At 62.5% G+C, this 16,602-nt stretch carries 29 protein-coding genes; 26 read left to right on the top strand and 3 right to left on the bottom strand.

What is annotated here, in order from left to right; genetic code table 11:
• Positions 1–38: 38 nt before the first annotated feature.
• Entirely contained in the window at positions 39–356 is a 318-nt protein-coding gene (locus ACN8M7_RS10615; protein WP_490260724.1) for a hypothetical protein, read from the bottom strand.
• On the bottom strand, positions 353–832 hold the full coding sequence (locus ACN8M7_RS10610) for a hypothetical protein (protein ID WP_490260723.1): 480 nt from the start codon (positions 830–832) through the stop codon (positions 353–355). Before ACN8M7_RS10610 ends, ACN8M7_RS10615 begins: the two co-directional genes overlap by 4 nt.
• Before the next feature lie 123 nt (positions 833–955).
• Here ACN8M7_RS10610 and ACN8M7_RS10605 point away from each other — a divergent pair, with 123 nt between their 5' ends.
• A complete protein-coding gene (locus tag ACN8M7_RS10605) occupies positions 956–1,168 on the top strand; it encodes a hypothetical protein (RefSeq protein WP_490260722.1) in 213 nt (70 codons plus the stop codon).
• Between the two features lie 90 nt (positions 1,169–1,258).
• Here the strand turns inward: ACN8M7_RS10605 and ACN8M7_RS10600 are convergent, their stop codons facing one another.
• Positions 1,259–1,486, bottom strand: a complete 228-nt coding sequence (locus ACN8M7_RS10600) for a DNA-binding protein (RefSeq protein ID WP_490260721.1) — start codon at positions 1,484–1,486, stop codon at positions 1,259–1,261.
• 43 nt (positions 1,487–1,529) lie between these two features.
• On the opposite strand from ACN8M7_RS10600, the gene ACN8M7_RS10595 reads away from it, so the two are divergent.
• From ACN8M7_RS10595 to ACN8M7_RS10475, 25 genes are all read left to right on the top strand, one after another.
• Positions 1,530–2,009, top strand: a complete 480-nt coding sequence (locus ACN8M7_RS10595; protein ID WP_490260720.1) for an XRE family transcriptional regulator — start codon at positions 1,530–1,532, stop codon at positions 2,007–2,009.
• A 2-nt stretch (positions 2,010–2,011) separates the two neighbouring features.
• A complete protein-coding gene (locus ACN8M7_RS10590) occupies positions 2,012–2,605 on the top strand; it encodes a hypothetical protein (RefSeq protein WP_490260719.1) in 594 nt (197 codons plus the stop codon).
• Between the two features lie 17 nt (positions 2,606–2,622).
• Positions 2,623–3,135 (top strand): hypothetical protein, encoded by a 513-nt coding sequence (locus ACN8M7_RS10585; RefSeq protein ID WP_490260718.1) that lies wholly within the window; start codon positions 2,623–2,625, stop codon positions 3,133–3,135.
• A 120-nt stretch (positions 3,136–3,255) separates the two neighbouring features.
• Complete coding sequence (locus tag ACN8M7_RS10580; RefSeq protein ID WP_490260717.1) at positions 3,256–3,753, top strand: structural protein; 498 nt, start codon at positions 3,256–3,258, stop codon at positions 3,751–3,753.
• Positions 3,750–3,968, top strand: coding sequence for a DUF7940 domain-containing protein (locus ACN8M7_RS10575; protein WP_463210299.1), 219 nt, complete (start codon positions 3,750–3,752; stop codon positions 3,966–3,968). Before ACN8M7_RS10580 ends, ACN8M7_RS10575 begins: the two co-directional genes overlap by 4 nt.
• Complete coding sequence (locus ACN8M7_RS10570) at positions 3,965–4,153, top strand: hypothetical protein (RefSeq protein ID WP_090384324.1); 189 nt, start codon at positions 3,965–3,967, stop codon at positions 4,151–4,153. Before ACN8M7_RS10575 ends, ACN8M7_RS10570 begins: the two co-directional genes overlap by 4 nt.
• On the top strand, positions 4,140–4,745 hold the full coding sequence (locus ACN8M7_RS10565; RefSeq protein WP_490260716.1) for a lysis protein: 606 nt from the start codon (positions 4,140–4,142) through the stop codon (positions 4,743–4,745). The genes ACN8M7_RS10570 and ACN8M7_RS10565 overlap by 14 nt, the downstream gene beginning before the upstream one ends.
• 6 nt (positions 4,746–4,751) lie before the next feature.
• Positions 4,752–4,970 (top strand): TraR/DksA C4-type zinc finger protein, encoded by a 219-nt coding sequence (locus tag ACN8M7_RS10560; RefSeq protein WP_490260715.1) that lies wholly within the window; start codon positions 4,752–4,754, stop codon positions 4,968–4,970.
• Complete coding sequence (locus ACN8M7_RS10555) at positions 4,967–5,359, top strand: hypothetical protein (protein ID WP_347506157.1); 393 nt, start codon at positions 4,967–4,969, stop codon at positions 5,357–5,359. Before ACN8M7_RS10560 ends, ACN8M7_RS10555 begins: the two co-directional genes overlap by 4 nt.
• Positions 5,349–5,657, top strand: a complete 309-nt coding sequence (locus tag ACN8M7_RS10550; protein WP_347505799.1) for a hypothetical protein — start codon at positions 5,349–5,351, stop codon at positions 5,655–5,657. The genes ACN8M7_RS10555 and ACN8M7_RS10550 overlap by 11 nt, the downstream gene beginning before the upstream one ends.
• A 5-nt stretch (positions 5,658–5,662) precedes the next feature.
• A complete protein-coding gene (locus tag ACN8M7_RS10545; RefSeq protein ID WP_347505798.1) occupies positions 5,663–6,235 on the top strand; it encodes a phage protein Gp27 family protein in 573 nt (190 codons plus the stop codon).
• Entirely contained in the window at positions 6,232–7,560 is a 1,329-nt protein-coding gene (locus ACN8M7_RS10540) for a terminase large subunit domain-containing protein (RefSeq protein ID WP_347505797.1), read from the top strand. Before ACN8M7_RS10545 ends, ACN8M7_RS10540 begins: the two co-directional genes overlap by 4 nt.
• Positions 7,557–9,053, top strand: a complete 1,497-nt coding sequence (locus ACN8M7_RS10535) for a phage portal protein family protein (protein WP_490260714.1) — start codon at positions 7,557–7,559, stop codon at positions 9,051–9,053. The genes ACN8M7_RS10540 and ACN8M7_RS10535 overlap by 4 nt, the downstream gene beginning before the upstream one ends.
• Positions 9,053–9,889 carry a phage head morphogenesis protein gene (locus ACN8M7_RS10530; RefSeq protein WP_490260713.1) on the top strand — a complete coding sequence of 279 codons (837 nt, stop codon included), beginning with the start codon at positions 9,053–9,055 and terminating at the stop codon, positions 9,887–9,889. The genes ACN8M7_RS10535 and ACN8M7_RS10530 overlap by 1 nt, the downstream gene beginning before the upstream one ends.
• A 1-nt stretch (position 9,890) precedes the next feature.
• Entirely contained in the window at positions 9,891–10,367 is a 477-nt protein-coding gene (locus tag ACN8M7_RS10525; protein ID WP_490260712.1) for a phage virion morphogenesis protein, read from the top strand.
• 233 nt (positions 10,368–10,600) lie between these two features.
• A complete protein-coding gene (locus ACN8M7_RS10520) occupies positions 10,601–11,707 on the top strand; it encodes a peptidase (protein WP_490260711.1) in 1,107 nt (368 codons plus the stop codon).
• A gap of 14 nt (positions 11,708–11,721) precedes the next feature.
• Positions 11,722–12,645: a major capsid protein gene (locus ACN8M7_RS10515; protein ID WP_490260710.1), complete on the top strand. Its 924-nt coding sequence runs from the start codon at positions 11,722–11,724 to the stop codon at positions 12,643–12,645.
• An 8-nt stretch (positions 12,646–12,653) separates the two neighbouring features.
• Positions 12,654–12,956, top strand: a complete 303-nt coding sequence (locus tag ACN8M7_RS10510; protein WP_490260709.1) for a hypothetical protein — start codon at positions 12,654–12,656, stop codon at positions 12,954–12,956.
• Positions 12,953–13,285, top strand: coding sequence for a DUF2190 family protein (locus ACN8M7_RS10505; RefSeq protein ID WP_490260708.1), 333 nt, complete (start codon positions 12,953–12,955; stop codon positions 13,283–13,285). Before ACN8M7_RS10510 ends, ACN8M7_RS10505 begins: the two co-directional genes overlap by 4 nt.
• A 2-nt stretch (positions 13,286–13,287) precedes the next feature.
• The gene (locus ACN8M7_RS10500; protein WP_090384293.1) at positions 13,288–13,512 is read left to right on the top strand and encodes an Acb2/Tad1 domain-containing protein; all 225 of its coding nucleotides are present in this window, start codon (positions 13,288–13,290) and stop codon (positions 13,510–13,512) included.
• A gap of 8 nt (positions 13,513–13,520) precedes the next feature.
• Positions 13,521–13,952 carry a gp436 family protein gene (locus tag ACN8M7_RS10495; protein ID WP_090382156.1) on the top strand — a complete coding sequence of 144 codons (432 nt, stop codon included), beginning with the start codon at positions 13,521–13,523 and terminating at the stop codon, positions 13,950–13,952.
• Positions 13,952–14,422: a Gp37 family protein gene (locus tag ACN8M7_RS10490; protein WP_490260707.1), complete on the top strand. Its 471-nt coding sequence runs from the start codon at positions 13,952–13,954 to the stop codon at positions 14,420–14,422. The genes ACN8M7_RS10495 and ACN8M7_RS10490 overlap by 1 nt, the downstream gene beginning before the upstream one ends.
• Positions 14,419–14,634, top strand: coding sequence for a hypothetical protein (locus tag ACN8M7_RS10485; RefSeq protein ID WP_090382162.1), 216 nt, complete (start codon positions 14,419–14,421; stop codon positions 14,632–14,634). The genes ACN8M7_RS10490 and ACN8M7_RS10485 overlap by 4 nt, the downstream gene beginning before the upstream one ends.
• Positions 14,634–16,061 carry a phage tail sheath subtilisin-like domain-containing protein gene (locus tag ACN8M7_RS10480; RefSeq protein ID WP_490260706.1) on the top strand — a complete coding sequence of 476 codons (1,428 nt, stop codon included), beginning with the start codon at positions 14,634–14,636 and terminating at the stop codon, positions 16,059–16,061. Before ACN8M7_RS10485 ends, ACN8M7_RS10480 begins: the two co-directional genes overlap by 1 nt.
• Positions 16,062–16,586: a phage major tail tube protein gene (locus ACN8M7_RS10475; protein WP_490260705.1), complete on the top strand. Its 525-nt coding sequence runs from the start codon at positions 16,062–16,064 to the stop codon at positions 16,584–16,586.
• The last annotated feature ends 16 nt before the right edge of the window (positions 16,587–16,602 follow it).

The raw sequence follows: 16,602 nt of genomic DNA, 5'->3' as shown, positions 1-16,602 counted from the left end.
TCCGTGGTGGTCGCTTTGCGGGCCATGTTTGGTCTCTCTTAGTTGGGGTTACGAGTGAAGCGCTGGCGGCGCTCGTCCAGGTCGCGCTGGGCTTTCTGCAGGGCGCTATCAAAGGCGAAGGCCACCTGCACCAGGCGCGGGCCGAGTTGCCAGCGTTTGTCGTCATGCGTGTTGCGCTCGGCTAGACCGGCCGTGCGCAGGTTTTCTAGGGCGCGCAGGGCGTTGCTTTCGGTGCAGTCGGCGGCGGTGGCCACCTCCTTCAGCAGCATTCCGCGGAACTCATTGCCGGCCAGGGCCAGCAGCACGCGCATCACGCGCTGCACCTGGTCCGAGGTGTATTTGTCTTCACTGCTCATGACTTCTCTCCAAGTTCAAGTTGCGGCTGGGCGTGCTGTTGCACGTTGCCCCGATGCCAAGCCAGCTCTTCAAGGCCGGCCTGGATGGCAGCCAGGGTGGCGCTGGCTTCGGCGTTGTCCGAGTAGAAGCCCATCAGCTGGCCGGTGGCCTCATGGAGGGTGGCCTGCAAGGTCTGGATGTCGTGGGCGCTAGTGGTACGCCCGGTGGGCACGTCGATCAGCAGCTTGCCGCCGCTGCCGGCCAGCCAACGGGTGACCAGGTTGATGCCGCAGGCTTGCTCATAGGCCGGAATCAGCACAGCCGGCATGCGACCATTGGCGATCCACTTGTAGAGCGTCCAGTGGTCGTCCAGGCCCATCAGCGCAGCGATGCGCTCGATGCCGAAGTTGAAGCGTTCCTTGGCGTGCTGCTGGCACAGTTTTAGGGCGTCGCGCAGTGAGATCGGCTGGGCGCGCTTCCATTGTGCTGGGGTCATTGGAAGGCCCTCCGCTGATGTGCTGGGACGCCTTCCAAACAAAGGCTGGCTTTGCGCATTGGCAAGCGGGTTGCCGCATGCACAATGAAATCAGGTACATTCCGCACCAGAGGAAAAGCTTCGATGGATACGCAAGAGCGGCTAGATAGACACACCGGCAACTTGGCGGCGCTGGAGACAGCCTTCGCGCTGCTGGTTAAGCACTTGGAGTTGCGTGAGGGTTTGAGTCGGCATGCGTTCATTGCTGACCTCCAACAATTGGCTGACCAGCCTGAGAAAGACGCAGATGTGCATCTGACTGAGCAGCGGTTGCTGCGTGTGTTGCGGGCTCTGTAGGCAGACCCTTGTTGGTGCGCACCGCTTCGTCTTGGAACTGCTTGAGTGTCTGCAGGTGCGCTGTGCTGAGGCTGATATTCATGATCGGTCTCAGGCAGCTGCTGACTGGGGGGCTTTCTTCGGGTCGGCCTTGAGTCCAAGTGCTACAGCGGCTTTGTGTGCCTCGCCGCGTACACCTTTGCGCTTACCACGCAGCAGGTCGAAGACAGTGAAGCGGCTAAAACCTTGTTCTTTGCACCAGTCGGCAATGCAGATGCCGTGTGTAACGAACCAGGCGTGAGCCTTTTCGGGCGTTGAGGGATACGGAGGATTGTTCATTGCGTTCGCTTCCGTGGTAATTCGTGGATTACATAGGACATAAATGTCTATGAGTGGTGATAATGGGACATATGTGTCTGATGGTCAAGTCCCATCAGCACCGCTGGTCTGCGAGCGCCTAAAGCTTGAGAGAGAGCGCCTGCAGTTCGGCCAGGCGGCCGTGGCTGGGGTCGCAGAGGTGACGGTTAAAACGGTCGGTCGCTGGGAGCGTGAAATCCCGATTCCAAGTGACAAGCTCGGATTGCTTGCTCGGCTCGGTTTTGACGCTCAGTACGTCGTGACTGGAGAGCGATGCCTTGGCTCGTTATCAGTTGACGAGAACGAGTTATTGAGCCGATTTAGGGGAGCCCCGTTTGCAGTCAGGGCTGCCGCTCTTGCTGGGTTGGCTGCCGGTACCGCAGCACCTGCAGCTCATCGCAAACAGATCATTCATGGCGATGTGGGCCAGTACGTTGAGGGCCCGGTCGATCAGACAGGGATCACTATCCAGGTGGGTGGTGGCGGAAGTAAGAAGAGGAAGTAGTCGTGAGCCAGGAAATCCACGGCAGTGTCGGTCAAGCAACATCGGGAGACATCCATAACTACGGTATCCAGATCAACCTGGCCGATAAGGTAGAGGAGCGTGGTCTGGTGCCTGCCCAGCGCAAAGAGTTGCATGGCCTTCGGGCGAAATGCGAGGAGCTGGGGGATGACCCGCGCGACGTTTGGCGGCGCGTCCATGCGCAGCTTGGTGTGAAGTCAATCAGCGAGATCAATGCGGATCAATTCCCCGAGGCGCGTGATGTTCTGCGCGCTAGGGTTGAGCAGTTGCAGGAAGAAGCTGACAAGCGCCGCTTGGAGGGCAAGGTACAGCGGGCGATGGCCGAAAAGGATGCGAGCCAGGAGGTCAACAACTTCTGCGAGCTAACCTTTGGCAGGACTCAACTAGCCCAACTGAAACGTTCCGAGTTGCAGAAAGTGTTGGAGTTCATTTTGCAGTTCGAGGCCAAGCCTTCGAGCGAGCAAGCTAAGGTTGAGACCCCAGCGAAACTTGACCTGCGCGGCTTCCTGCTCACCTACCACTGGAACGCAGCGGGACTATTTGTATTTGGGCTGCTGGTCGGCGGCTTCTGGTTCTGAATCAAAGGAGTATCAGTATGAAAAAATGGATCATTGCTTTTGCTGCCATTGCTCTGACGGGCTGTGGCGAGGAACCACCTAAAACGCTCAATGAGATCAGCAAAAGCGTTGTGGACGTGTCGACTCTCAAGTTAGAGGGAGCTGAGGCCCTTGTTTTCGGGCTGAAGCCTGACTTTGGTTACGACAATTCAACCTACTTCTTCATGGCCACTGAAGAGGCAAACCGCATCCTGCCAAAGCTGGTGAAGTACTTCCCCGATCAGAAGCCTGACCAGGTGGTGTTTACCCTCAACTCAGCACTGGTTGATAAGTACGGCAACGAAAGTAAGGCTCCCGTCATTCAGCTCGCCTTCAACATGGCGGACATCCAAAAGATCAACTACGAGAAGGGGCAGTTCACTAGCTGGGATCTACTTGGGTTGAGTAACATCGAGTTCCTACACCCCGCAGGCGCAAGCATCGTGCGCGACTACTGCGCAGGTGAGAACAACGCTGAATATGCAGCAGCCTTTTGCCGTCGCTTCATCTGACTAGGTCGGCCGGGACTCTTTAAACCGGATTAAAAGCCCTCCTGCAGCACGCCGCCGATTATGGCGGCGTGTTCGTTTCTGGCGCTCGGTCTTCCTGAGCGCCCAGCAGCAGGAGGCGCTATGCGACCTGAAACCCCTCGCGGTATCCGCAACTTCAACCCTGGCAACATCGACCGCGTGGCCGGTGTGCGTTGGCAGGGACAGGCCACTGACCAGAGTGGCGATCCTCGCTTTGTCGTATTCAACGGCCCTCGCTGGGGTGTCCGTGCCATCGCTCGGGTTTTGATCACTTACCAAGATAAGCGCCGCGCCAAAGACGGCAGCCGCATTGACTCAGTGCGCGAGTTCATCGAGCGCTGGGCCCCGGCTGTTGAAAACGACACCAGCGCTTATGTCAGCGCTGTAGCAAGCGCACTGGGCGTAGGCCCCGACGACGAGACCGTCGACGTCTACCGCTACGAAACGATGCGCACCCTGGTGCTGGCCATCATCCGTCATGAGAACGGCCCAGGCCCACTGCCGGGCGGTGCTTGGTATGGCGAGCCAATCATCGTTGATGGCCTGGCCTTGGCTGGCATCGTGCCCGGTGTACAGCACGGCAAGGCGGTGGAGGCATGAAGCTGATCGCCGAGTGGCGTCGTTGCCACACCTTCTACAGCGTGCAACTGGCGGCGCTGATCGCCCTGTTTGGCTTCCTGCAGGTCACGCTGCTGCCGATCTGGCAGGCGCAACTGTCCCCGACTGCCTACGCCACCCTCAACAGCGTGCTGGCCGGCTTGCTGTTTATCGCCCGCCTGGTCAAGCAGGGGCCGGAACAGGAGCCGCCACAATGATGCGTTGCCTGTTCGGCCGCCTCCTGGTGGCCATCGCCGATCTGCTGCCAAGGCCCTGGATGTCCAGTGTCCGTTATCTGCAGGAGTGGCCCCAGGTGCGCCCCGGCAAGTCGGGTGTGGCAGCTGCTCGCCGCGCCGCCCGCAAGGCACGCAATCGCCGGAGGCAGCGCCATGGTCGGGCTTAGAAGTCTGCCACAACAGGTGTTGCTCAGCCTGCTGGCCTGCCTGCTCTGTGCCTGCGTAGCCGGTTCCATCGGCTACGGCTTCGGTGCCCGTCATGCCGAGGCCCTGGGCAATGCCCGCCTGGATCGCCTCAAGGCCGAGCACGCTGAGCAGGCACGACTGGTGGCCATCGACAGCCGCGTGCAGCTTTTGCAGCAAGTCGAGCGCGCCAACCAGGCCGAAGAGAAGCTGCTCGGCCAGCAGTCCGGGCACAACCAGGAACACCAACAGCTCAAGGAGCGCATCACCCATGTCACGACTGTCTATCGGCCGGCACCAGCTGCTGCGCCTGTTGTTATCCCTCGCTGCGTGTTCACTGCTGGCTGGGTGCGCGACTTCAACCTCGCCCTCGGTGCCGGTTTGCCCGCCGCAGAAATCAGCACCGCTGCCTCCGGTACTGCTCAAGCGGCCTGGCCCACCCCCGGTGCTGACGCCGAACTACTGGAAAGCGGTGTCACTCCAGCAGACATCCTGGCCCACGCCCAGGACTACGGCCGCTGGGCCCGCAACAACCTCTCCCAACTCAACGCCTTGCTCGATCTGCAAAAGGACTGACACCACATGGATGTAGCTGACCTGGCTCTCGAAAACGACTTCACCGAAGCCGCCCTGCGTGCCCACGAATCCGGGCTGCAACGCCGCTCCGGCCCCTCGGCTTTCCGCTGCGAGGAGTGCGGCGATGCCATCGACGAGCGCCGCCGCCAGGCCGAGCCTGGTACCGAACACTGCACCGAGTGCAAAACCACCCTGGAACAGCTGAGCAAGCGAGGCCTGCGATGAATATCTCCATTGAGTTCTGGCAACTCGTCAGCTTGCTACTGGGCTTCTTCGCCTTTCTTGGGGCCGCCGGAAAGATGCTCCTGGGACAGATTGATCAGCGTCTGGAGACCCGCTTCGCTTCCATGGAAGAGGCCCGCAAGCTCAGCACGCTGCACTGGGACTCGCGCTTCTCTGCCTTGCTGAATCAGTCCAAGGAAGACGCCGATGCTGTGCGCCAGCTCGAACGCGACCTGATGGAATTGCGCGCCGAGCTGCCGGAGCGCTACCTGCGCCGAGAGGATTACATCCGAGGCCAAAGCATCATCGAAGCCAAGCTCGACGGGCTGGCCATGAAAATTGAGAACGCCCAAATGCGCGTACTGTTAAACGGAGGCAACCATGCAAATTGACCTGGCCAAAACCCGGCGCGAAAGCCTGCGCTGGCTGATCATCCTGACCCTGAACAATGCCCGCCCGGTTGGTGCCTTCGAAGGGCCGATCCTATACGTGGCGCAGAGCGAATACCCGGATGCCACTCCGTTGGAGATCCGCCGCGAGCTGGATTACCTGGCTGACCGGGGCCTGTTGCGCCTGGACAAGCAACCCAGTGGCAAGTGGTTCGCCGATCTGACCCGCTACGGTACCGACATGGCCGAATACACCATCGACTGCGCCCCCGGCATCGCCCGGCCGCAGAAGTATTGGTGATCGCCATGGGCCGCAAGTCTTCAATCATCCGCCTACCCGAAGCGATCAAGTCCTATATCGAAGGCAAGCTGGCCGAGGGCCAGTTGACCTTGGATGAGCTGATCAGCGACCTGCGTGCCCGTTTCCCGGAACAAGCCGAGGAAGGCGAGCTGCCCAGCCGAGCGGCAGTGCATCGTTATGGCCAAAAGCTGGAGCGACGGCTGTCGGCGATCCGCGCCAGTACCGAGGCTGCAAAGATCATCCGCGCCCAGGCCGGCGACAAGGAGGACGCCCGTAGTGAGGCGCTGACCGCGATGATCCAGTCCGAGCTGTTCGAGTCGATCATGGCCCTGCAGGAAGCCGGTGACGATGAGATGGACCCCGCCGAGCGGGTAGGTTTGCTGGCGACCGCTGCCAAGAACATCGCCACCCTCACGCGCAGCTCGGTAACCCTGAAGAAGTACCAGAACGAAGCCGAGGAGCGAGCCCGTAAGGCGCTGCTTGCGGAGCAGGCCGTGAAGCTCGATGAGATGGGCAAAGCTGGCACCCTCAGCGCCGAGACCCTGCAGCGCATCCGTCAGGAGGTCTACGGGCTATGAGCAATAAGCAGCCTGCTATCCAGCTGTTCAACTACCAGAAGCAATGGCTGCTTGATCGCGAGCGTTTCAAGATCGCCATGTTTGCGCGTCAGACGGGCAAGACTTTCACCAGCACCCTGGAGATCGTCGATGACTGCTTCGATGTCGAGTCGCGCGGTGGCCGCACTCGCTGGGTGATCCTGTCCCGAGGCGAACGCCAAGCCAAGGAGGCCATGGAGGAAGGCGTGAAGAAGCACTGCCGCGCCTACAACATGGCGGTGCAGGAGATCGAGGGCGAGTTCAAGGGCAGCAACGGTGAGCGTTTCACCATGCTCGATGTTGTGCTGCCGGGTGGTTCCAGGATCACCGCGCTGCCGGCCAATCCCGACACCGCTCGTGGCTTCAGTGCCAACGTGTTCCTGGACGAGTTCGCCTTCCACCAGGACAGCCGCAAGATCTGGACGGCGCTGTTCCCGGTCATCTCCAACGGCTGGAAGCTGCGCATCACCAGCACACCCAATGGCAAGGGCAACAAGTTCTACGAGCTGATGACCGACAAGAAGCTCGCCGATGTCTGGTCGCGGCATGTAGTCGACATCCACCGTGCAGTAGCGGATGGCCTGCCTCGCAACGTCGAGGAGATGCGCGCGGCGCTCAACGACGAGGACGCCTGGGCCCAGGAATTCGAGCTGAAGTGGCTTGACGAGGCCAGCTCCTGGCTGAGCTATGAGCTGATCAACGATGTTGAGCATGACCAGGCCGGCCGCCCCGATCTGTATACCGGCGGGCCATGCTTCGTCGGCGTCGACATCGGCGCACGCAATGACCTGTTCGTCATCTGGGTGCTTGAACAGGTCGGTGATGTGTACTGGACGCGGGAGATCATCACCCGCAAGCGCGCCCCCTTTCACGAGCAGGACGCATTGCTGGATGACGTGTTCACCCGCTACCGCGTGTTGCGCTGCTGCATGGATCAGACCGGCATGGGCGAAAAGCCGGTGGAGGATGCCAAGCGCCGCCACGGCTCCATGCGTGTCGAGGGTGTGATCTTCGGTACCGCCAGCAAACTGACCATGGCCACGCGCGGCAAGGAAGTGTTCCAGGACATGCAGATCCGCATCCCCCTCGGCGACACCGAGCTGCGCAACGACCTGCACAAACTGCAGAAGGTAGCCGGGCCGACCGGGGCCCCGCGCTTTATCGCCGAATCCGACTCGGCCGGCCACGCCGACCGCACTTGGGCGTGCTTCCTCGCCCTCAACGCCAGCGACGGCCCCAATGGCCCGGTCATCGTTAAATCCCGTCGCCCACGTCAGGGCGCACGCATTACCCAGGGGTACGCATGAGCAGCAAAGGTCTGTGGGTCAGCCCCACCGAGTTCGTCCGCTTCAGTGAGCCTGCCGCAGGCAAGGCCCTCACCGACCATATCGCCAGCCGGGGCCGCAGCTTCGACTCCCAGGCCCTGGGCATGTACCTGCCCAACCCCGACCCGATCCTCAAGGCCCAGGGCAAGGACATCACCGTCTACCGCGATCTGCGCAGCCAGGCCCTAGTGGGCGGTAACATCCGTCGCCGCAAGTCTGCGGTGCTCGCCCTGGAGCGCGACCTCAAGCGCGGCAATGCCCCGGTGCGGGTCGAGCGTTTCATCCGCGACTGGCTGGCCGACCTCGATCTCGACCGCATCATCCGCGAGCTGCTCGATGCGCCGTTGTTCGGCTTCCAGCCGGTCGAGCTGATGTGGCGTCCGCTGGGCCTGCACCTGGTACCCGAGGATCTGCTGGGCAAGCCGGCCGAATGGTTCCTCTACGACCAGGACAACCGCCTGCGCTTCCGGGCCCGCGATGCCGGCCTGCAGGGCGAGCTGTGTGACCCGCAGCGCTTTGTGGTGGCGCGCCAGGACGCGACCTACAACAACCCCTACGGCTTCGCCGACCTGTCCATGTGCTTCTGGCCAGTGGTGTTCATGAAGGGTGGCCTCAAGTTCTGGGTACAGTTCACCGAGAAGTACGGCTCGCCGTGGGTGATCGGCAAGCACCCGCGCGGCGCGGCCACCAGCGAGACCGACTTGCTCCTGGATAGCCTGGAGGCCATGGTGCAAGACGCCGTGGCAGCCATTCCCGATGACTCCAGCGTCGAGATCCTCGAAGCGGCCGGCAAGGGTGCCAGCGCCGAGGTATACCGCGAGCTGCTGGTCTACTGCCGCAGCGAGATCAACGTCGGCTTGCTCGGCCAGAACCAGACCACCGAGGCCAATAGCAATCGCGCCAGCGCCACAGCCGGTCTGGAAGTCACCCAGGACATCCGCGATGGTGACAAGGGGATCGTCGCCGCCACTCTCAATGCCGCCATCCGCCTTGTGGTCGACCTCAACTTCGGCGAGAACGTTGCCGCCCCGCTGTACGAGTTGTGGGAACAGGAGGAGATCGACAAGACCCTGGCCGAGCGTGACAAGAACCTTACCGACGCGGGCGTGCAGTTCACCCCGGCCTACTGGAAGCGCATGTACAACCTGCAGGACGGCGATATCGTCGAGGCACCTGCCTCCGAGTCAGACCCTGCCTTTGCCGAGCCGACCCTGCGGCCGATCTTGGATCAGGTCGCGCTCGACCAGGTGATCGACAGCCTGCCGGCCGAGCTGCTCCAGGAGCAGGCTCAGCAGGCGATTGCTCCGGTGATCGAGGCGCTGCTGCGTGGTCGCTCGGAGACCGAGGCCCTGGGCCTGCTGGCCGAGGCCTATCCATTGATGGATGACCAGGCCCTGCAGCAGACCCTGACCCGCCTGCTGTTCATCGCCGGCACCTGGGGCCAGTTGACGGCCAACGCGGATCGGGAGGACTGATGGCCAAGGCACCCACCCCAGCCGACCTGCAGGCCATCTTCGGCCTGGAGCCCGAGAAGGCCATCGCCTACCTCGCCGCCAAGGGCTATGCCATTACCTGGAACTGGCAGGAGATGCTCGATCAGGCGCACGACCAGGCCTTCACCGTGGCCAAGGCGATGCGCCTGGATCTGCTCTCGGATATCCGCGCCGCCCTGGAAACCGCCTTGCAGGATGGGCAAACCCTCCAGCAGTTCATCGAGCAGCTGCAACCTGTACTGGAAGCCCAAGGTTGGTGGGGAAAGCAGGTGATCGTCGATGGCGCGGGCAATGCCGAGCTGGTGCAACTGGGTAGCCCGCGTCGCCTGAAGACCATCTACCAGACCAACCTGCAGAGTGCGTACATGGCCGGCCGCAAAGCCAGCATGGAGGAGTCGGCCGACACTCACCCCTACTGGCGCTACGTGGCTATCCTCGACGGCCGCACCCGACCCAGTCACCGCGCGCTGAGCGGCAAGGTGTACCGCCATGATGACCCGGTGTGGTCGGCGATCTACCCGCCCAACGGCTTCAACTGCCGCTGCCGGGTAACCGCATTGTCCGGCGCGGCGATCAAGCGCAAGGGACTCCAAGTGGAGAGCAGTGCCGGGCGCGTGCAGACCGAAACAGTGGAGATCGGCGTGGACAAGCGCACAGGCGAGATCCGCACGGCCCAGGTGACCGGCGTGCGCACCACCGACGCGGCAGGCAAGCCGGTGATGTTCCGCACTGACCCAGGCTTCAACCATGCGCCGGGTACCGGCCTGGCTGAAACGCTGAAGCGCAAACAGGCCGCTGCCGGCCTGCAGGAGGTTTGAGGTGTTCACCGTTCAGCTGGAGCACCAACGCCTGCAGGAGACCCTGCGCACTGTCGAGTGGGCCGTGGGTGACCTGGCCCCACTGATGCGCGGCATCGCTGCCGAGCTGGCCAGTCAGACCGAGGAGAACTTCGAGGAGGAAGGTCGGCCCGACTGGCAGCCGCTGTCGGATGTCACTACCGAGCGGCGGAAGAAGTCCGGCACCTGGCCTGGGCAGATGTTGCAGGTGAGCGCCGCTGGGCTGGCTGCATCCATCTCCAGCCAGTCGGACGACAGCTCCGCCCTGGTCGGCAGCAATAAACCCTATGCGGCCATGATGCAGTTCGGCGGCGACAAGTCCGACTTCCCCCACCTGTGGGGCGATATCCCCGGCCGTGCCTACCTGCCAATGGATGCCGAGGGTCAGCTGCAGCCCGAGGCAGAGGAAGCCATCCTCGATCTGGCCATGGATCACCTGAAAAGAGCCGCCCGCCTGTAAGGCCCTCTGCTGCGTTTTGCGGGGCCATGCGCTCCGGTTCATCGTCCCGCACCTCAGAAAATCGCTGTAAAGGCTTTATAAAGCTGTTTTGCCCCGCTTCCACCCTGTAGCTCGGGCGTGAATTCAGCAGCAGGGTGCGAATCTCCCCGAAAACTCTTTAAACCCGATTAAAAGTCTGCAGCCGGCTCGGGCGGCAGGCTGTGCGCATGTACTACCACCCAAGCGCGCAGCCCATGAAGCCAATCCATATCTTCAAGCCCGGTAAGCACGTCGCCATGAGCGGTGTGAGCCTCAACTTCAGCGAGTCCGACCTGGCCGCAACAGTGCGTGCCTATGACCCGGCATTGCACGAAGCACCGCTGGTGCTTGGTCATCCCAAGCACGACGCACCGGCCGGTGGCTGGGTCAAGTCATTGGCCAGCAGCGCCGATGGTTTGGTCGCCGAGCCGCACCAGGTTGCCCCGGAGTTCTCCGAGCAGATCGCCAGCAACCGCTTCAAGAAGATCTCCGCCTCCTTCTATCACCCCGACGCGCCGAACAACCCGGTGCCGGGCGTGTACTACTTGCGCCATGTCGGCTTCCTCGGTGCCCAGCCACCAGCGGTGAAAGGCCTGCGTCCTATCGAGCTGGCCGAGGGCGAGGAAGGTGTCGTCGAGTTCTCCGACTACGGCCACGAAGTGGGTGCCAGCCTTTGGCGTCGCCTGCGCGACTGGCTGATCTCCGACCGAGGTCTGGATGTGGCCGACCAGGTCATCCCCGACTGGCAAATCAAATCCCTGGACGAAGTCGCCCGCCGCGAAGACGAGCCGCGTCCGTCCTTTTCCGAACCAACCCCAACCGCAACCACTGAGGAATCCACTGTGACGCCCGAAGAAATTGCCGCCATCCAGGCTGAAAACCTGCGGCTGAAGAACCAGGTGCAGTTGCACCAGGATCAACAGCTCCAATCCCGCAAGGAATCCACTCATGCCACCAACGTGGCGTTCGCCGAGGAACTGGTGGCCGCTGGCAAGCTGTTGCCTAAGCACACCGCTGCACTGATCGCCTGTCTGGACTTCGCCGAGGACGGTGATACCCCGCTGGAGTTCGGCGAAGGCGACGCCCGTCAGCCAGTGTCTGCCGGCCTCAAGGCCATCTTCGGCGACCTGCCGCAGCAGATCGACTTCGCCGAGCAGGCCAGCGGTGCCCGCCGCATTGGCGACGCACAGGTCGCCGACCTGGAGTTCGCCGAAAAGAACACCGATCCCGACCGCCTTGCCCTGCATGCACGCGCCACTCAGCTGGCTGCAGACAAGAACATCCCCTACGAGTCGGCCGTGCGCCAACTCATCACCCAGTAAGGAGTTGAGCAGCCATGCCTGACCGTCTCAAGCAACTACGGATCGTTGATCCGGTACTGACCAACATCGCGCGCGGCTACCGCAATGCGCAACTTGTCGGCGAGGCACTGTTCCCGCTCGCCGATATGGACAAGGAAGCGGGCATCGTGCCGCTGTTCGGTAAGGAAGCCTTCCGCCTGTGGGACACCGAGCGCGCTATTCGTGCCCAGTCCAACGTGATGACCCCCGACGACACCAACACCCTGGACGTGGTGCTGCGCGAGCATGACCTGTCCTATCCGGTGGATTACCGCGAACAGGCCGAGTCGATGTTCGACGCCGAGGCCCGCGCGGCTAAGCGCGTCAAGGAAGCCATCGACCTGCGCCGTGAAGTGTCCTGCGCCGCGCTGGCACAGAACGTCAACACCTACCTCAGTGGCGGCAAGGTTGCCCTGGCTGGTGCCAGCCAGTGGAGCGCCAATGGCGGCGATCCTGTGGCGGTGGTCGAGACCGGCAAGGAAGTGGTGCGCTCGCGCATTGGTGTGCGCCCGAACACCATCCTGATGGGTGCCTCGGTGTACGCGGCTTTGAAGTTCCACTCCAAGCTGCAGGCCGCACTGGGTAGCAACGAAACCAAGCTCCTCACCCTGGAGCACCTGCGCGCGCTGTTCGGCATCCAGAACATCGTGGTTGGCGAAGGTCTGGCCGGCGACACCACCACGGCGGATATCTGGAGCGACAACCTGGTGCTGGCCTATGTGGCTCAGCAAGGTGCGGGCGAGAAGTCGGACTACGAGACCCCGTCCTTCGGTTACACCCTGCGCAAGAAGGGCATGCCGGAAACGGACAAGTACGACACCAACGGCGGCAAGGTGCGCTATGTGCGCCACACCGACATGTACAAGCCCGTGGTGGTTGGCGCTGACGCCGGCTACCTGATCTCCGACATCGTCGCCTGAGGTGAGCCATGAGTGATAAAGCCAAGGCTTACCGCGTTGTAGGCATCGACCTGGACATCGACGGCGAACGCGTCCCCGAAGGCAGCGAGATCGAACTGGTGGCTGAGCCATCACCCAAGCTCGCCCGCTATCTGGAACTGCTGGGGCCCGTCGAACAGGCCAAACCAGTCAAGTCGAACAAACCCAACAAGCCTGCCGATCCGGCCAAGCCCGAAACGCCTGCCAAGGACGCCCAGCCAACTGGTGAAAACCAGGGCAACGAAGGCGACGACAAGAAGGCCGACGACAAAGCTGAGGAGACCAAAGCATGAAGTCGCAACAAGTAATCCTGATCACCTCGGTGGTGGCCGCAGTCGAGCTGACCCGCCGTCGTTTCGTTGGCTTTGACGGCAACGTCTGCGCCAACGGTGCCAAGGCGCTGGCTGTGGTCGAGGCCGACACCGCTGCAGGCAACGTCGCCCCGGCCAACGTCCTGGGCGTGATCCTGGTGGAAGCCGGTGCTGCTATCTCGGCCGGTGCCGAGGTGCAGTCCGATGCCAGCGGCAAGGCCATCACCAAGGCTGCTGGTGTCAGTAACGGCATCGCCTGGGACGCCGCCACGGCGGCTGGCGATGTGATCCGCATCGTGCGAGGTATCTGACGATGGATAACCAGCATCGCCAGATATCTGGCTACCGCGAACTGAGCCAGGCCGAGATCGATCAGATGAACGCAGTGAAGGCCAAGGCGGCTGAGGTGGGAGCGCTACTCGATTCGCTTTCGGCTTCGGCTGGCCTGGATCAGCGCTGGGTTGGTATCGCTCGCAGTCACCTGCAGCAGGGCTTTATGGCGGCAGTCCGCGCCATCGCCCAGCCCACCACGTTCTGAGGCCAGCCATGCACTACTGCACCCGCGCCGATATCGGCAAGGCCATCCCGGAGCTGACGCTGATTCAGCTCTCCAACGATGACCCCACCGCCGAGCTGCCCAATGAGAGCGTGATCGAGGACGGCGTCCGCCAGGCTGAAGAACTGGTGGACGGCTACCTGCGAGGCCGCTACGACCTGCCGCTCGATCCGGTACCGAGCGTGCTGCGGGATGCCGTGGTGTACCTAGCCCGCCACTGGTTGTACCAACGCCGCCCCGAGGGAGCGCTCCCCGAGGCGGTGAAGGACAGCCGCAAGGACACCCTCAAGCTGCTGGAGAGCATTCGTGATGGCGTGGTCACCCTGGGCATGCCCACGGGCGAGGCCGCACCGGAGCCGGGCAAGATCCGCGCCCGCGCTCGTCGCCAGCAGTTCGGCGATGACTTTTTGGGGCGCTACTGATGAGCCAGACCGAGCAGCTCCTGGATGCGATTGTCGAGCGCCTGAAGGCAGCAATGGGCCGCGATCTGATGGTGGAACTGTTCCCGGAGAACCCGGCGCAGTACCGCCTCAACCACCCACGCGGCGCTGTCCTGGTGGCGTTCGGCAAGTCGACCTTCGGCGGCTCCCAGGCCACCGATGCGATGTTCCAGGAGCGCAACCTGGTTATCAGCCTGACCCTGGTGTTCCGCCAGCTCAACGGCAAGGACGGTGCGGTCAGCTATCTGGATCGCATCCGCGACACGCTGACTGGATGGTGGCCACCGCATTGCGACCAAGCCTGTCGTCCGGTCTCCGAGCGCTTCATCGGTCACCTGCAGGGCGTTTGGCAGTACGGCCTGGATATCGCAACCCGTGCAACTCAATTGCAATCCATGGCACCACCGGCGGGCGCGCCGCTGCTGCCACCCACCTTTGAGGGAACTCTATGAAACTCAAGCGCTACCGCTATTCCGGCCCGCAGAGCGCTGCATCTCTGCGCGTGGGCAAGGCTGGCGAGCTGCTGGATGTCCAGCTGCTGCCAGGCCAGCCCGTTGATCTGCCACCCGAGCATGAATACACCCAGGTACTGCTGGCCCTGAACCACCTGGAGCCGTTGGCGGATGACGCCGCTCCGGCCGAGAAGAAAGGAGAGAAAGCGTAATGGCTGCCAACTATCTACACGGCATTGAAACCCTGGAAGTCGAGCGCGGGCCGCGTGCCATCCGCGTGGTCAAGTCTGCGGTGATCGCGCTGATCGGTACTGCGCCGGTTGGGCCGGTGAACACCCTGACGCTGTCGCTGAATGATCGCGATGGTGCCCAGTTCGGCCCCGAGCTGTCTGGCTTCAGCATTCCGCAGGCACTGGCCGGCATTTACGACTTCGGTGCGGGTACCGTCATCGTGGTCAACGTCCTCGACCCGGTGATCCACCGCACGGACGTTGTGGCCGAGGCTCGCCAGTTCGGCAACAACGACCGCCTCAAGCTCGGCCATGGTGCGCTGCAGGTACTGACGCTCAAGTCGAATGACGGCAACACGACCTACCAGCTCAACACCGACTACACCCGTGACATGCTCACTGGTGAGGTGGTGCGCAAGGCAGGGGGCAACATCCCGGCGAATGCCCAGGTCAAGGCCGACTACACCTACGCCGACCCGAGCAAAGTCACTCCGGCCGACATCATCGGCGCGGTGACCATCGCAGGCCTGCGCACCGGCCTCAAGGCCTTCCCGGATAGCTACAACCTGTTTGGCTTCTTCCCCAAGCTGTTCATCGCGCCTGGCTTCTCGACCCTCAACGCGGTAAGCGTTGAGCTGATCGCAGCCGCTGAGCAGATGGGCGGCGTGGCTTATATCGACGCGCCTATCGGCACTACACCGCAGCAGGTACTGGCTGGCCGTGGACCACTCGGCAGCATCAACTTCAACACCAGCAGCGACCGGGTGCGTCTGTGCTACCCACACGTCAAGGTGTACGACGCCGCCACCGATGGCGAGCGCCTGGAGCCGCTGTCGATCCGCGCTGCAGGCCTGCGGGCCAGGGTGGACTATGACAAGGGCTACTGGTGGAGCAGCTCCAACCAGGAGCTGGTCGGCGTGATCGGCCTGGAGCGTCCGCTCACTGCACGGGTTGATGACCCGGACAGCGAGGTCAACCTGCTCAACGAGGCTGGCGTCACCACGGTGTTCAACAGTTTCGGTACCGGCCTGCGGCTGTGGGGTAACCGCACGGCAGCCTGGCCGACCGTGACCCACATGCGCAACTTCGAGAACGTGCGCCGCACCAAGGATATCGTCGACGAGTCGATCCGCTACAGCTCGCTGCAGTTCGTTGACATGCCGGTCACCCAGTCGCTGCTCGATAGCGTCACGGAAAGCGTCAACCTGTTCTTCCGCAAGCTGATCGGTGACGGTGCGTTGCTCGGTGGTGAGTGCTGGTTTGACCCGGCGCGCAACCCGCAGACCGAGCTTGAGCTGGGGCATGTGCTGTTCAACTACAAACTGACGGTGCCGCTGCCGTTCGAGCGCGGCACCTTCGAAACCGAGATCACCGGGGAATACCTGGCCAACCTGAAGGGGGCTGCATAAATGGCAGGCGTAAACGCGCATCGCATCACCAACGCCAACCTGTACCTGGACGGGCAAGACTTCTTCGCCAAGTCCGAGGAAATCGAGCTGGGCAGCGTCAAGGCGGTCATGTCCGACTTCCAGGGCCTGGGTATGGTCGGCCTGATCGAGCTGCCGGACGGCCTCGACAAGTTGGAAGGCAAGATCGTCTGGAACAGTCTGTATAAGGAAGCCGGCAGCAAGCTGGCCAGCCCCTTCAAGACTGTACAGCTGCAGTGCCGCAGCAACGTCCAGGTGTTCAACAACGGTGGCCTGGTGGACGAGATCCCACTGGTCACCCTGATGACCATCATGCCCAAGGAATACAACCTGGGCAGTTTCAAGCCGCGTGACCCGTCTAAGTTCGAGACACCGTTCTCGGCCATCTACGTGCGCCAGTTGCTTAACGGCGAGGAGGTGCTGCTCCTGGACTACCTGGCCAATATCTTCCGCGTGGGCGGCGAGGATCAATTGGCCAAGTACCGACGCAACATCGGACAGGCATAGTTTTAACGGATGGGCA

Origin of the sequence: Pseudomonas spartinae (genome assembly GCF_965197125.1) — a bacterium.
In the GTDB taxonomy this organism is placed as follows: Bacteria; Pseudomonadota; Gammaproteobacteria; order Pseudomonadales; family Pseudomonadaceae; genus Aquipseudomonas; species Aquipseudomonas composti_A.
The sequence above is the reverse complement of the archived record's forward strand: the minus strand, read 5'-3'. Positions and strand labels throughout refer to the sequence as shown.

Coding starts and splice junctions, on each gene's coding strand:
- ACN8M7_RS10615 (WP_490260724.1), bottom strand. CDS start 356: ATGAGCAGTGAAGACAAATACACCTCGGACCAGGTGCAGCGCGTGATG.
- ACN8M7_RS10610 (WP_490260723.1), bottom strand. CDS start 832: ATGACCCCAGCACAATGGAAGCGCGCCCAGCCGATCTCACTGCGCGAC.
- ACN8M7_RS10605 (WP_490260722.1), top strand. CDS start 956: ATGGATACGCAAGAGCGGCTAGATAGACACACCGGCAACTTGGCGGCG.
- ACN8M7_RS10600 (WP_490260721.1), bottom strand. CDS start 1,486: ATGAACAATCCTCCGTATCCCTCAACGCCCGAAAAGGCTCACGCCTGG.
- ACN8M7_RS10595 (WP_490260720.1), top strand. CDS start 1,530: ATGTCTATGAGTGGTGATAATGGGACATATGTGTCTGATGGTCAAGTC.
- ACN8M7_RS10585 (WP_490260718.1), top strand. CDS start 2,623: ATGAAAAAATGGATCATTGCTTTTGCTGCCATTGCTCTGACGGGCTGT.
- ACN8M7_RS10580 (WP_490260717.1), top strand. CDS start 3,256: ATGCGACCTGAAACCCCTCGCGGTATCCGCAACTTCAACCCTGGCAAC.
- ACN8M7_RS10575 (WP_463210299.1), top strand. CDS start 3,750: ATGAAGCTGATCGCCGAGTGGCGTCGTTGCCACACCTTCTACAGCGTG.
- ACN8M7_RS10570 (WP_090384324.1), top strand. CDS start 3,965: ATGATGCGTTGCCTGTTCGGCCGCCTCCTGGTGGCCATCGCCGATCTG.
- ACN8M7_RS10565 (WP_490260716.1), top strand. CDS start 4,140: ATGGTCGGGCTTAGAAGTCTGCCACAACAGGTGTTGCTCAGCCTGCTG.
- ACN8M7_RS10560 (WP_490260715.1), top strand. CDS start 4,752: ATGGATGTAGCTGACCTGGCTCTCGAAAACGACTTCACCGAAGCCGCC.
- ACN8M7_RS10555 (WP_347506157.1), top strand. CDS start 4,967: ATGAATATCTCCATTGAGTTCTGGCAACTCGTCAGCTTGCTACTGGGC.
- ACN8M7_RS10550 (WP_347505799.1), top strand. CDS start 5,349: ATGCAAATTGACCTGGCCAAAACCCGGCGCGAAAGCCTGCGCTGGCTG.
- ACN8M7_RS10545 (WP_347505798.1), top strand. CDS start 5,663: ATGGGCCGCAAGTCTTCAATCATCCGCCTACCCGAAGCGATCAAGTCC.
- ACN8M7_RS10540 (WP_347505797.1), top strand. CDS start 6,232: ATGAGCAATAAGCAGCCTGCTATCCAGCTGTTCAACTACCAGAAGCAA.
- ACN8M7_RS10535 (WP_490260714.1), top strand. CDS start 7,557: ATGAGCAGCAAAGGTCTGTGGGTCAGCCCCACCGAGTTCGTCCGCTTC.
- ACN8M7_RS10530 (WP_490260713.1), top strand. CDS start 9,053: ATGGCCAAGGCACCCACCCCAGCCGACCTGCAGGCCATCTTCGGCCTG.
- ACN8M7_RS10520 (WP_490260711.1), top strand. CDS start 10,601: ATGAAGCCAATCCATATCTTCAAGCCCGGTAAGCACGTCGCCATGAGC.
- ACN8M7_RS10515 (WP_490260710.1), top strand. CDS start 11,722: ATGCCTGACCGTCTCAAGCAACTACGGATCGTTGATCCGGTACTGACC.
- ACN8M7_RS10510 (WP_490260709.1), top strand. CDS start 12,654: ATGAGTGATAAAGCCAAGGCTTACCGCGTTGTAGGCATCGACCTGGAC.
- ACN8M7_RS10505 (WP_490260708.1), top strand. CDS start 12,953: ATGAAGTCGCAACAAGTAATCCTGATCACCTCGGTGGTGGCCGCAGTC.
- ACN8M7_RS10500 (WP_090384293.1), top strand. CDS start 13,288: ATGGATAACCAGCATCGCCAGATATCTGGCTACCGCGAACTGAGCCAG.
- ACN8M7_RS10495 (WP_090382156.1), top strand. CDS start 13,521: ATGCACTACTGCACCCGCGCCGATATCGGCAAGGCCATCCCGGAGCTG.
- ACN8M7_RS10490 (WP_490260707.1), top strand. CDS start 13,952: ATGAGCCAGACCGAGCAGCTCCTGGATGCGATTGTCGAGCGCCTGAAG.
- ACN8M7_RS10485 (WP_090382162.1), top strand. CDS start 14,419: ATGAAACTCAAGCGCTACCGCTATTCCGGCCCGCAGAGCGCTGCATCT.
- ACN8M7_RS10480 (WP_490260706.1), top strand. CDS start 14,634: ATGGCTGCCAACTATCTACACGGCATTGAAACCCTGGAAGTCGAGCGC.
- ACN8M7_RS10475 (WP_490260705.1), top strand. CDS start 16,062: ATGGCAGGCGTAAACGCGCATCGCATCACCAACGCCAACCTGTACCTG.